The sequence below is a fragment of the Candidatus Poriferisocius sp. genome (assembly GCF_965219815.1).
Classification (GTDB): Bacteria; Actinomycetota; Acidimicrobiia; order Acidimicrobiales; family Bin134; genus Poriferisocius.
In genome coordinates this window covers 1,034,360-1,047,320 of the sequence record NZ_OZ244791.1, presented here as the reverse complement: position 1 = coordinate 1,047,320, position 12,961 = coordinate 1,034,360, and the positions used below count along the sequence as shown (strand labels likewise).

11 protein-coding genes are annotated in these 12,961 nt (G+C 66.7%); 2 read left to right on the top strand and 9 right to left on the bottom strand.

Features of this window, described 5'->3' with window-relative positions:
• From nadC to folE, 7 genes are read right to left on the bottom strand one after another with little or no spacing between them, the layout of a single operon-like run.
• Positions 1-885: a carboxylating nicotinate-nucleotide diphosphorylase gene (nadC, locus tag ACOQPI_RS05020; RefSeq protein WP_420618601.1), complete on the bottom strand. Its 885-nt coding sequence runs from the start codon at positions 883-885 to the stop codon at positions 1-3.
• Entirely contained in the window at positions 863-1,735 is an 873-nt protein-coding gene (panC, locus tag ACOQPI_RS05015; RefSeq protein ID WP_420618600.1) for a pantoate--beta-alanine ligase, read from the bottom strand. Before panC ends, nadC begins: the two co-directional genes overlap by 23 nt.
• Positions 1,732-2,214: a 2-amino-4-hydroxy-6-hydroxymethyldihydropteridine diphosphokinase gene (gene folK, locus ACOQPI_RS05010; RefSeq protein ID WP_420618599.1), complete on the bottom strand. Its 483-nt coding sequence runs from the start codon at positions 2,212-2,214 to the stop codon at positions 1,732-1,734. The genes panC and folK overlap by 4 nt, the downstream gene beginning before the upstream one ends.
• Positions 2,211-2,579 carry a dihydroneopterin aldolase gene (folB, locus tag ACOQPI_RS05005; protein WP_420618598.1) on the bottom strand — a complete coding sequence of 123 codons (369 nt, stop codon included), beginning with the start codon at positions 2,577-2,579 and terminating at the stop codon, positions 2,211-2,213. The genes folK and folB overlap by 4 nt, the downstream gene beginning before the upstream one ends.
• 30 nt (positions 2,580-2,609) lie before the next feature.
• Positions 2,610-3,185, bottom strand: coding sequence for a hypothetical protein (locus tag ACOQPI_RS05000; protein ID WP_420618597.1), 576 nt, complete (start codon positions 3,183-3,185; stop codon positions 2,610-2,612).
• Between the two features lie 37 nt (positions 3,186-3,222).
• Positions 3,223-4,020: a dihydropteroate synthase gene (folP, locus tag ACOQPI_RS04995; RefSeq protein WP_420618596.1), complete on the bottom strand. Its 798-nt coding sequence runs from the start codon at positions 4,018-4,020 to the stop codon at positions 3,223-3,225.
• A gap of 60 nt (positions 4,021-4,080) precedes the next feature.
• Positions 4,081-4,665, bottom strand: coding sequence for a GTP cyclohydrolase I FolE (gene folE, locus ACOQPI_RS04990; RefSeq protein WP_420618595.1), 585 nt, complete (start codon positions 4,663-4,665; stop codon positions 4,081-4,083).
• A 70-nt stretch (positions 4,666-4,735) separates the two neighbouring features.
• Here folE and ACOQPI_RS04985 point away from each other — a divergent pair, with 70 nt between their 5' ends.
• Both ACOQPI_RS04985 and ACOQPI_RS04980 read left to right on the top strand, forming a co-directional pair.
• Positions 4,736-7,171 carry a CaiB/BaiF CoA transferase family protein gene (locus ACOQPI_RS04985; RefSeq protein ID WP_420618594.1) on the top strand — a complete coding sequence of 812 codons (2,436 nt, stop codon included), beginning with the start codon at positions 4,736-4,738 and terminating at the stop codon, positions 7,169-7,171.
• Positions 7,172-7,254: 83 nt separating this feature from the next.
• Entirely contained in the window at positions 7,255-10,755 is a 3,501-nt protein-coding gene (locus ACOQPI_RS04980; protein WP_420618593.1) for an indolepyruvate ferredoxin oxidoreductase family protein, read from the top strand.
• 6 nt (positions 10,756-10,761) lie between these two features.
• Here the strand turns inward: ACOQPI_RS04980 and ACOQPI_RS04975 are convergent, their stop codons facing one another.
• A complete protein-coding gene (locus ACOQPI_RS04975) occupies positions 10,762-11,823 on the bottom strand; it encodes an ABC transporter permease (RefSeq protein ID WP_420618592.1) in 1,062 nt (353 codons plus the stop codon).
• A complete protein-coding gene (locus ACOQPI_RS04970; protein WP_420618591.1) occupies positions 11,816-12,943 on the bottom strand; it encodes an ABC transporter permease in 1,128 nt (375 codons plus the stop codon). Before ACOQPI_RS04970 ends, ACOQPI_RS04975 begins: the two co-directional genes overlap by 8 nt.
• Positions 12,944-12,961: the final 18 nt, after the last annotated feature.

The following is a 12,961-nucleotide window of genomic DNA, read 5'->3' as shown; positions in this document are numbered from 1 at the left end:
TTACTCCTCTTCTGCGCTGACCGGAACATTGCCAACATCGAGGGCGATGTCAAGCACCGGAGCCGAGTTGGTGATGCGGCCCACCGAAATGAAGTCCACGCCAGTGGCTGCGTACTCGGCCACCGTCTCCAGCGTGATGCCGCCGCTCACCTCCAAGAGGCAGTCATGTCCGGCGGCCTGGGCCACGCAGGCCTGCACCGCATCGGGAGCCATGTTGTCCAGCAGCAGGGCATCTGCCCCCGCCGCCAATGCCTCATCAACCTGTTCGATGCGGTCGCACTCCACATAGACAATGCGATCCGGCCAGCTTCTGCGGGCGGCCGCCACCCCGTCGGCAATGGACATCCCCGCCAGGTGGTTGTCTTTGAACATGACCCATTCCGACAGACCCATCCGATGGTTGTCGCCTCCGCCCGCGCGAACCGCGGCCTTCTCCAACACCCGAAGACCGGGCGTGGTCTTGCGGGTGTCCCGGATGCGGGCGCGGCCCTCATCGGCCGACGCCGCGGCCGCAACGTACCGGGACACCTCAGTGGCGATGCCCGACAGATGGCTCAAAAAGTTCAATGCAGTGCGCTCGGCAGTGAGCACTGAGGCCCGAGGCCCGACAACTGCGGCCAAGCACTGACCAGGGGCCACCGGGTCTCCGTCGGCGGCATGCCACTCCACCGTCACCGAGGGGTCCACCTGCCGGAACACTTCGGAGGCACAGGCCCGCCCCGCCAAACGACCGGCGTCTCGAGCGGTGATCTCCGCGGTGATACTTCCAGGGGGGACAAGCGACGACGTGAGGTCGCCCTCTGGGCCCACGTCCTCGGCCAGGGCCAGTTTCACCGCGGCTTGTACCACTTCGACCGGAGGATCAAAACCGGGCACAGTCAACACCCAGATTGTCGATGAGGCGGGCTCTACCGACGCGGGCTGCTACCAGCAGGCGCAACTCGCCGTCCAGCACATCGGGGCGATCCAGCGTGGCGGCGTCAACCACGGCGGCGTAGTCGGGAGACGCCTTGGGCTCAGCGGCCAGCACCGCGGCCATCACCGCCTCCACCTCGTCGGGGCACCGGCTGCCCTGCACCACTGCATCCCGCCCGGCTTGCAGCGACCGCCACAGCACCGTGGCCGCGGGCCGCTCCTCGGCGGTCAGGTACACGTTCCGGCTCGACATGGCCAGGCCGTCGGACTCTCGGAATGTGGGACAGCCCACTACCTCCACCGGCAGGGACAGGTCGGCGGTCAACCGGCGGATAATGGCCAGCTGCTGGTAGTCCTTCTCTCCGAAATAAGCCCGACCCGGCCCCAGCATCGCGAACAGCTTGGCCACCACGGTTGCCACTCCATCGAAGTGGGTAGGACGAACCCGCCCCTCCAACACGGCGTTGAGCCCTTTGACCGTCACCGAGGTGACCGGGGTCTGCGGATACATCTCGTCGGCGGAAGGAGCAAACACCAGCCCGGCTCCCGCCGCGGCACACATTTCCCGATCCCGTTCAAGGTCCCGGGGATAGGTCCCGTAGTCCTCCCCCTCGGCGAATTGAAGCGGGTTCACGAAGATGCTCACCACGGTCAGGTCGTTCTCGGCCGCCGAGCGGGTCACCAAAGACTGGTGACCCTCGTGGAGATACCCCATGGTGGGCACCAAGCCGACCGAACCGCCTTGGGCGCGAACGGCCCCCACTGCGTCCCGCAGCTCAGATACCCGCTCAACCAGGGGAATCTCGGTGCCGGCGCTCACGAAATGCCCTTGCCTGTTCGAGGGGCGAACTCGTCCCAATCCCCCAATCGGTGGCAGCCGCCGGTGTCGGGATCGCTCCACCCCTCGAACAGATCGGGGGCCAACTCTCCGATGGGCACCATCACAAAGGCCCGCTCGAACATCCGGGGATGGGGTACCACCAGGTCGGGCTTGTCCACCGTCTCGCCGTCCACCCACAAGACATCGACATCCAGCGTACGGGGGCCCCAGCGCACTTCCCGCACTCGGCCCGCCGACGCCTCCAACGCCTGGCAAAGCTCCAATAGGCCTCGGGCCGACCGACTGGTGTCCAGTTCGACCACCACGTTCAGGTATTGGCCCTGGTCGGGGCCGCCCACCGGGTCGGTCTCATACACCCCGGAAACCGCGACGCAGTCGTCCATGGCCGCCACCGCGTCTTCGAGGTAGCCCATGCGGTCGCCCATGTTGGACCCCAAGCCCAGAAATGCTCTGGTCATTGCCGGTGGCGAGTAATGCGAACACCGCTGGTCGACAGGTGCTGGGGCACCGGTGGACGCAGCTTGCGGACCTCCACGGTTACCCACACCACCCGTCGGTCTGCGCCCAGGCAAACCGAGGCCACCCTCTGGGCCATGGCCTCCATCAGGGTGAACTGCTCTCCCTCGGACGCCGCAGCCACGGCGGCGCACACCGCCCCGTAATCCACAGTGTCGCCCAAGTCGTCGGAACTGCCCGACGGCGCCAGATCGGCACCGATCTCGATATCCAACTCAAACGGCTGAACCCGGTCCCTCTCCTCGGGAAGTGCCCCGCACAGAGCCATCACCCGAAGGCCCTGAAGCAGTATGCGGTCTTCAGTCATTTGCGAGGCTCCTGCACCAACAACCGGTCTTCAGTCATCTTCGGGAATCTCTTCTCGCTGTTCCTCTTGCTCCTCGAGGTCTTCAACCAGGGAGAGCTGCACTTCGGGTTTGGGGAGTGCGGCGGCCGCGTTCACAATGCGGCGGCCCACCGAGCCGATCGGGCGCTCGGTCATCTTCTCCATCACAACCACCGCTTGCGACTCGCTGGAGACCATTCCGGTCCACACCAGATAGCCAGCCAAGAGACCGCACACCTCGTCGCTCAAGCCACGGCGGTGCATCAGCAACTTCTCCCCCCTGGCTAGCAGTGACTGCAACTCAGTGAACAGCGGGCCGAGTCGGGTGGAGTAATCCTCGTTGTCAGCGATGGGCCAGTGGCTCCAGGCGATGTTCTGCTCGCTGTAGTTGTGGAGGTTGTGGGTGGAAGGAATCAGCGACACCACCCGGGTGAAGCCCTGCTGGCGGATCCAATTGATCTCCTCGGTGCGTCGAACCCGCCGATGGCTTTCCCCCCTTCCTCCCGGACGCTCGCAGATTGCCAATCGGTCCTTCATGATCCAGTAGAAGTTGCGCGGTTGGATTCCCGCGGCCCACTTGCCCTTCATGGCGCCACCGCCCTCGCGCTCCCATTGCCCTCGCGCCTCACGCCGCCACCACCTTCATGGCCCCCACGGTGGCGGCCACGTCGTGGACCCGGACCACCGCCGCCCCCTGGGCAAACGCCCAGGCCGCGGCGGCCAGCGACCCCTCAAGCCGGTCGTCGGTCGGCACTTCCCCCCGGTCGCCGCCGTCGCTCATGGCGTGCAGCTCCCCGATGAAGCGCTTGCGGCTGGCGCCCACCACCACGGGTGCTCCCAGCGTGGTGAGCTGTCGCAGGTTGGCCAGCAGCTCCAGGTTGTGGCCGGTGGTCTTGCCGAAGCCGATTCCCGGATCAATCCACACGTCGGGAACTCCCACAGCTCGTCCCCGTTCAACGGCCTCGACCAGAAAATCGCGCACCTCGGCCACCACATCGCCGTAGTGGGGGGCGATCTGCATGGTGGCCGGCGTGCCCTGGCGATGGACCGCAATCCAGGTCACGTTCAGCTCCGCGGCCACCTCGTGCAGTGAGGCGGAGACGTCGTTGAGGATTTCGGCCCCTGCGGCCACTGCGGCCCGGGCCACCTCGGGCTTGGTGGTGTCAACAGAGACCCGGCCGTGCGGGGCCAAACCGGCCACCACATCCACCACCCGAGCCAGCTCTTCGTGTACCGGTACTGGCTCGGCGCCTGGACGGGTGGACTCGCCGCCCACATCAACCACCGCGGCTCCCTCATCGAACAGCTGGCGACCACGGGCCACTGCTGCCTCGGGCGTCACAAACGGCGCGCAATCGGAAAACGAGTCGGGAGTCACGTTGAGGATCCCCATGACCATCGGCCCCGTTTTCAGCGTCTCCACGGCCTCAGAGTACCGCCGAATTTCAGGGCGCCACTATGCCAAGTGGCTCTGGAGCGGCGATTAGCGGTCGATAAACCGCATCGCCTCGGCTCGGGTGGCGATATCGGTCCGAAATAGCCCTCGCACCGCGGAGGTAACCGTGTTGGCCCCCGGTTTGCGGATCCCCCGCATCGACATGCACAGGTGCTCAGCCTCCACCACCACCAGCACGCCCCGGGGGTCGAGAGCGTTTTCGATGGCGTCGGCAATCTGAGTGGTGAGCCGCTCCTGCACTTGGGGCATCCGGGAGTAGCCCTCCACCACCCGGGCCAGCTTGGACAGCCCGGTGATGCAGCCGTCCTTGTTGGGGATGTAGCCCACATGGGCCTTGCCCAGAAACGGGATCAGATGGTGCTCGCACAGCGAGTACAGGGGGATGTCTCGCACCAGGATCATCTCATCGTGGTCGGCCTCGAACTGGCGGGTCAGGTGGGCGGCCGGGTCTTCGTGAAGCCCCCCGCAGATCTTGGCGTACATGCGGGCCACCCGCTCCGGGGTGTCCAGCAGGCCGTCTCGGTCGGGGTCTTCGCCGATGGCAGCCAGGATCTCCCGCACTGCGGCCTCGATCCGAGGCTGGTCCACCGCGCCATTCTTGTCGTCGCCCATCGGCCACGACGGTAGCCCGGTAGTGTCACAAACTCATGATTGGGCGTTGGTCCGGTAATCTCGAAAACTCATGGTTGAGCGGCCCGCGTTGGACGGGGTTCGGATAGTCGATCTGGGCTGGGGCATCGCCGGGGGCTACGCCACCAAGCTGTTGGCCGACGCCGGGGCCGAGGTGGTGAAGGTGGAGTTGCCCGACGGCGACCCGCTGCGGGGCTATTCGGCCTCCTTCGCCGCCGTCGACGGCTACGGGCCGCTGTTCCGTTTTCTAAACACCACCAAGCAGGGGGTGATGCTGGACTACCGAACCGCGGCGGGCCGCGACCGGCTGCTCGATCTGTATGCCACCGCCGATCTGGTGATGGAGCGGTCGGAGCCGGGAGAGCTAGAGGATCTGGGGGTGGGCTGGGAGGCGTTGGCCGAACGACGGCCCGACGCCACCATGGTGTCGGTGTCCAACTTCGGCCGGGGCGGCCCGTGGAGCCAGCGCCCGGCCAACGAGTTCACCCTGATGGCCATCGCCGGTTCCACCGCCACTCGGGGCCAGCCGGGCCGGATCCCGTTCAATGCCGGGGGACGCATCGGCGAATGGATGGGCGGGGTGACCGCGGCCGTGGCCGCCACCGCCGCGCTGCGCCGGGCTCGCCGCACCGGAGTGGGCGACCATGTGGACCTCTCATTGTTGGAGACCATCACCCCCACCTGCACCAACGTGCAGACGCTGTGGGGATCGTTCACCGGCGACTTCGACACCAAGGCATTGCTGGAGGTGCCTTCGGTGGAGCCCACCCGCGACGGCTACGTGGGGTTCTGCGTGTTCACCGGCCAGCAGTGGCAAGACTTCACCGTGCTGGTGGGCCACCCGGAATGGGCCGACGATCCCCAACTGGCCACCATGGGCGGGCGCATCGCCGCCGGCGAGTCCATAGCCGGCGCCATCGCCGAGTGGACGTCGGCTCGCACCACCGAGGAGGTGGTTCACGAGGCCATCCTGCTGCGCATCCCCGTCGCCCCCATCGGCAACGGCGCCAATCTTCCCGAGTTCGATCAATTCGCCCCGCGGGGGGTGTACGTGCCTCACCCCGGCGGCGGATTCCTCCAACCCCGGGTGCCGTACCGCAACCGCACCCATCCATCGGTTGACTTTCGACCCGCGCCTCGCCTGGGCCAGCACACCGACGAGGTGCTGGAAGGGCTGACATCAGGCGATCGTCCTGTCGGCGCGGCCCGACCGGCGGGCACAGATCCCGAGGCATCCCCCGATGCCCTTCCCCTCGACGGGGTTCGGGTGGTGGACATGACCGCTTTTTGGGCCGGCCCCTACGCCACATTGGTGCTGGCCACCCTGGGGGCCGACGTGATCCACATCGAGTCGATGCAGCGCCCCGACGGGATGAGGTTCGGCTCGGCCCGCACCCCGGCCGAGGACCGGTGGTGGGAGTTCGGCCCCACCTTCCAGCACGCCAACGTGGGCAAGCGATCAATCACCCTGGATTTGACCCGGCCCGAGGGCATGGCGCTGCTGCACCGGCTCATAAGCGTGTCCGACGCGCTGGTGGAGAACTTCTCCCCCCGGGTCATCGACCAGTTCGGGCTCGACTGGGACACGGTCAGCGCCCTGAACCCCCGGATGGTGATGGTGCGGATGCCCGCCTTCGGGCTCGACGGGCCATGGCGCAACCGAGTGGGCTTCGCCCAGACCATGGAGCAGGTCAGCGGCATGTGCTGGCTGAGCGGCTATCCCGACACCGCCCCCCAGCTGGCCCGAGGCCCGTCCGATCCGCTGGCCGGCCTGCACGCCGCCTACGCGGTGATCTGCGGGCTGCACGCCCGGGAGCGCACCGGTTCGGGCAGTTTTGTGGAGGCCATCATGGTGGAAACCGCGCTCAACGCCGCCGCCGAGCAAGTAGTGGAGCACACCGCCACCGGCCATCTGATGCAGCGGGAGGCCAATCACCACCCCCACGCCTGCCCCCAAGGCGTGTACCCGTGCGCCGACGGCCAGCTCATTGCCTTGTCGGTGGAGACCGAGCAGCACTGGAAGGGGCTGCTGGCTGCCGTGCCCGAACTGAAATTGGACCAGGTGTCGGCCTCGGATGAATTGGCCGACCGGTACGCCGCCCGCCACCGTTTCGACGAGCTGATCGAACCATGGTGCGCCAGCCTTGCGGCCGCCGACGTCGTCGAGCGGCTCATCTCATACGGCGTGCCTGCCGCCGAATTGGAGATAAGCCGAGGTGGGGACCGAAATCCCCAGGTCAACGCCCGCGGCTTCTACGAAGCAGTGGAGCACCCGCTGGCCGGCACCCACCGCTTTCCGGCTATGCCGGTGCGCTTCGGTCGCCAGCCCGACCGATGGTTCGCCCGCCCCGCACCGATGCTCGGCGAGCACAATGCCGAGGTGCTGGGTGGCCTGCTCGGGATAGAAGATGACGAGTTGGCCCGACTGGAGGCCGCGCAGATCATCGGCACCCGTCCGGCGTTTGCTCCAGCCAGTCCGGCCGTCTAGTGGCGCTCTCGCTCGCCGACCCCTCCCAAATGGACAGATTGCACAGCCCCATTGCGAGAACTTGCTCCTAGACTGACTTCGACATGACGGCCACCGAGTCGAACCGCAGCTACCGGCTCTCCGATCGCTTCACCAACGATTCCGGAACGGTCTTCCTCACCGGCATTCAAGCCATGGCCCGGCTCCCGCTGGAGCAATTGCGGGCCGACCGGGAGGCGGGGCTGAACACCGCGGCGTTCGCGGCGGGCTATCCCGGTTCGCCGGTAGGCGGGCTCGACTCCGCTTTGGAGCGGGCCGTGAGGGAATCGGGGGAAAGCGCGGTTGTGCTGCGACCGTCGGTGAACGAGGAGTATGCGGCCACTGCGGTGATGGGCAGCCAACTGGCCGCCTCCCGACCCGATGCCCGCTACGACGGCGTCATCGGGATCTGGTACGGCAAAGCCCCCGGCGTCGACCGGGCCTCCGACGCCATCCGCCATGCCATGTTCGCCGGCGCCGACCCCAAGGGAGGGGTGGTGATGCTGGCCGGAGACGACCCCAACGCCAAGTCGTCCACCTTGCCGTCCACCTCAGCCGGGGTGCTGGCCGACCTGCACATCCCGGTGCTCTACCCCGGCGATCCCGCCGACGTGTTGGAATTGGGACGCCACGCCATCGCCATGAGCCGGGCCACCGGGCTGTGGGTGGGGATGAAGATCGTGGCCAACGTGGCCGACGGGTCGGCCGATGTCAGCCTCGACCCCAACCGGGTCGATCCGGTCATACCCCTGCACAATGGCGAGCCCTACCAGCACCGCCCCGACACCCGTCTGCTCACCCCCTACACGCTGGACTTTGAGCGCGAGATCGTGGAGGTCCGCACCAATCTGGCCCTTCAATACGCCGAACTGAACCACCTCAATCGTGTGGTGGTGGAATCTCCCAATGCCTGGATCGGGATAATCGCCTCGGGCATCACCTACTGGGAGGTGCGGGAGGCGCTGGCGGTAATCGGCTTGGAAAGCGACGAGGCGGTCTCCAGCGCCGGGATCCGCATGCTGCGCATGGGCTTGCCCATTCCGTTCAACGCCTCCACAATCAGAGACTTCGCCGTTGGCTTGGAGGAGATCTTCGTCATCGAGGAGAAGACCCCCAACGTGGAATCACGGGTGAAAGACGCCCTGTACAACACCTCTCACCGGCCCCGCATCGTGGGCGAATTCGACGAATACGACCAACGCCTCATAAAGAGCCACGGCGCCCTCCACACCGACGACTTGGTGGGGCCGCTGCGCAGCCGACTGGCCCGGCTGGCTGATCGGCTGACCCCGGAGCCCCCGGCGCGAGAGCGCATCCCCTTAGCGGTGAACCGCACCCCTTACTTCTGCTCGGGCTGCCCCCACAATCGCAGCACGGTGACCGACCCCGGCACCGCGGTGGGCGCGGGCATCGGCTGCCACACCATGATCCTGCTGGGGGGCGAAGAGCGCTACGGCGACATCGCCGGGCTCACCTGCATGGGCAGCGAAGGAACCCAGTGGATTGGCATGGCCCCGTTCGTGGACACCCCCCATCTGATCCAGAACATGGGCGACGGCACCTTCTTCCACTCCGGGCAGCTGGCCATGACCGCGGCCATCGCCGCAGGGGTCAACATCACCTACAAGCTGTTGTGGAATGGCGCGGTGGCCATGACCGGTGGGCAGAACCCCACTGGCGGCATCCCCCTCGACCGGGTGTGCCGGTCGCTTCTGGCCCAGGGCGTGGCCCGCATGATCATCACCTCCGACGATCCGGCCCGCACCCGCCGCCTCGGGCTTCCCTCCGAGGTGGATGTGAGAGACCGCACTGAGCTGGCCGAAGTCCAACAGGAGCTGGCCGCGGTGGCCGGGGTGACCGTGCTCATCCACGACCAGCGGTGCGCGGCCGAGCTGCGCCGAGACCGCAAGCGGGGCAAGATCAGCCCGCCCCGCACTCGGGTGGCCATCAACCACCGGGTGTGCGAGGGCTGCGGCCACTGCGCCGAAGTCTCCAACTGCCTGTCGGTGCAGCCCTTCGACACTCCGTTCGGCCGCAAGACCACCATCGACCAGGACAGCTGCAACATCGACCTCTCGTGCTTGGAGGGCGATTGCCCGGCGTTTGTCACTATCACCCGGCCGAAGCGCGCTCGCAGAAAGCGGGCCTCCGCCCCGGCCGATCTCCCGGTGCCGGCCACGCCTATCCCTGTCCCGCCGGAGTCGGCCGGCGCCGACGTGAACATCCACATCACCGGCATCGGGGGAACCGGGGTGGTGACCACCGCCCAGCTCATCGGTACCGCCGCCATGCTGGATGGGTCCAACGTGCAGGGACTCGACCAGATCGGCCTGTCGCAAAAGGCCGGCCCGGTGGTCAGCGATCTGCGCATCACCCGCCACGGCCGCTCGGGCAGCAACCGCCTGGGCGACCGCCAAGCCGACCTGCTGCTGGCCTTCGACCTGCTGGTGGCGTCGTCGGCCACCGGGCTGGACGCGTCCGACTCTGCCCGCACCTCAGTGGTGGGCTCGCTAGACGTGGTGCCGCCCGGTGCCAAGACCGCCCACCCCGAGATCGACATGCCCACCGCCGATGAGCTGTTGGAGCGGGTGCGAGCCGAGACCCGAGCCGACTCCCAGTTCTGGGCTAGCGCATCCGACTTGGCCCAAGTGCTGGTGGGCGATGCGGTGGGCGCCAACGTTTTCGTGGTGGGCATGGCCGTGCAGACCGGGCTGCTGCCAGTAACGCCCGAAGCGCTGGAAACCGCCATTGAGCTCAACGGGGTGGCAGTGGAGCTGAACACCGCCGCGTTCCGATGGGGCCGCTGGTGGGTGGCCGACCCCGGACAGGTTGAGGAAGCCATCGCCCGTGCCCCCACGCCGGATACCCACTCGACCGATCCGATGGCCGATGGCGACAACAGTGCGGTGTTGGGGCAGAAGCTGAGCGACCGCATTGCGGCGCTGGCCGACGACGACGCCGTGCTGGCCGCCGCCCTGGAGTTGTTCGCCTCCGAGTTGGTGCGATTCCAAAACCGGGCCCTGGCCCACCGCTATCTGGACGAGGTGGCCGAATTCGCGGCCGTGGAGCGTCGGGTGAATCCCGGCTCTGCGGCGCTGACCGCGGCAGTGGCTGCTGGTCTGTACAAGCTCACCGCCTACAAAGACGAGTACGAAGTGGCCCGCCTGATGCTCGATCCCAACGGCCACCATCCCGCCGCCGCGGTCGCCCAGCCCGGTGATCGCCTGGCCTGGAAGCTGCACCCCCCAACCCTGCGGGCCTTGGGCCGCAAGAAGAAGATCGCCCTGTCAGTGAACCGCTGGCGACCAGTGGTAGCGCTGTTGGCCAAGGGCAAGCGCCTCCGGGGCACCCCCCTCGACCCCTTCGGTCGAGCCGAAGTCCGCCGAGAGGAGCGCCGCCTCCCCGCCGAATACCTCACCGCCCTCCGCCAAGCGTTGGACGGTGCCACCACCCCCGACCATCTCCAAACCGCCCAAGCCATAGCCGAAGCCGCCGACCTAGTCCGCGGCTACGAAGACATCAAGCTCGCCAACATCGAGCGCTTCCGGACGGCGATCAGCCGATAGACCAGCTCAGATCTGGGCGTCGCGGGGGTCCCAGCGCTCGCGGGCTTTGTCGCCTACTCGGTTGAGGGCGAACACGGTCATGAACATCACGATGCCGGGCACGAACACCAAGTGGGGATGGTCCTGGTAGCTCTCTTGGCCTGCTTCGATCATGTTGCCCCATGTGGGCTCGGGAGGCTGGATGCCCACGCCCAGGAAGCTGAGAGATGCCTCGGCCACGATCAACACCGCGGTCACCAAGAAGGCATACGACACCATGGGCAGAGCCACGTTGGGCATCAGCTCCCGGAAGATGACGCGCCGGTCCCCCGACCCCATGGCCTTGGCGGCCAAGACGAACTCCCGCTGGGCGAAGGTCAACGTGTTGGCCCGGGCCAAGCGGATGTAAGTGGGGATGCCCAGAAGCGACAGCTCCAGCGCCATGGTCCATTGGTTCTGGTTGAATACCGTGGCCATGGCCACCAGCAGGATCAGCGGGGGGAACGCCAGCATGGAGTCGGCCAAGATCCCCACCCCGCTGTCCAGCGGCCCCCGGAAGTACCCCGCGGTGATGCCGATAATCCCGCCGATCAAGAGGCCTATGGCCACCGCACCCAAGCTGATGATCAGCGAGGTGCGGGCCCCCCACATGACCCCTCCCAGCATGTCGAGGGCCTGGATGTTGGTGCCCAGGGGATGATCCGAAAACAGGTCGGGGCGAAGTCTCGGGGTCTCGGCTAGAGCATTCTTCACCAATTTCGACTCGGGAAGCGGCAGCCAGGCCACGGTTATGGCCGAGAGCCCTACCAGCGTCAGCCAAAACCCCGACAGCCACGCCGAGGTGTCGAACCTCGATCCCCAGCGCCTCTGACAAAGAGCGTCCAGGCCGAAGTAACCGCCTACGATCCCCGCCAGCACCAAAGCGACCCTTATCTCCGCGGTCACATCGTTGAGCACCATGGTGCCCACGAAAACCAGCGCAATGCCGATAGGCAGAAGCGGCCAGAGCCACAACGGCCGAGGCTCGGCGCTGCGAGCTCGGACCTCGGGCTCGCCTTGGGCGATCGCGCCAGCCGCCGGCTCAGACACGGCCCCGCCTGATTCTCGGGTCGAGGTACTGGTAGGAGATGTCAATAATGGCGTTCAAGAGCACGTAGCCCACCGCCAGCACCAGCACTCCGCCCTGCACGATGGTGTAGTTCTTGGGGATCACCCCGGTGCCCACGATCAGCTTGCCCAGCCCATCCAAGCCGAAGATGGTCTCGATGATGACCGTCCCGCCGATGAGCCGTCCCAGCGTGATTCCGGCCACGGTGATGAGAGAGAACGACGACGGCCGCAGCGCATCGCGGAACAAGATCCGCCATGTGGGCATGCCCTTGGCCCGAGACGACAGCACAAATTGCTCCTGAAGGGTCGACAGCATGTCGGCCCTCAACAGCCGGGTGAACACCGCGATCTCGCTCAAGGCCAGGGCCAGCGCGGGCAGGAACAGCGAGCGAATCTGCTCGCGCCAGTTGTCGTCGTAGCGGTGAGACGCCGTGCGGGGGAATTCGGGCCACTGGACAAACACCCACATCATGAGCCCGGCCACCACCAGCGTGGCGATGGCATAGCCGAACCAACCCGAGAAGTCGGCGCGGTCTTCGGCCAATCGGCTGATGGCCAGATAAAGCAGCCGCAGAACGATAAGTCCCATGCCGATAACCCACAGCCAACGGGGAATGGACTCGCGGAACACGAAGAAGAAGATGAACAGCAGGCCGGCCAAGAACGTGGGTACCGAGATGAAGCCGAACATGGTGCCGCTCACCAACCGGTCCACCCGAGTCCCAGCCGCCTGAGCCGACCAGACCCCCAAGAAGATGGCGATGGTGAACGACATTCCCAACGCCATGGCCGACAAGCGCAACGTGGGTCCAACGCTGCGCTGGAGCAGGTCGGTAACCGGCTCATTGGGGGAGCGCAACGACAGACCCAGATCGCCGCTCAGCGCCCCGCTCAACCAGTCCACATAGCGTTCGGTGATCGGTTTGTCCAGGCTCAGCGACTTTCTGACCGCCTCCAAATCCTCGAGCGTGGCATCAGTGCCCAGCATGTTGGCGGCCGGGTCGCCGGGAATGAGGTCGATGAGGAAGAAGGTGGCCAAAGAAACGAGGAAGAGCACCGGCACGAGTCGGACCAGCTTCAAGCCGATCACCCGCAGCACGGTGCTCTTCCTCGCTTT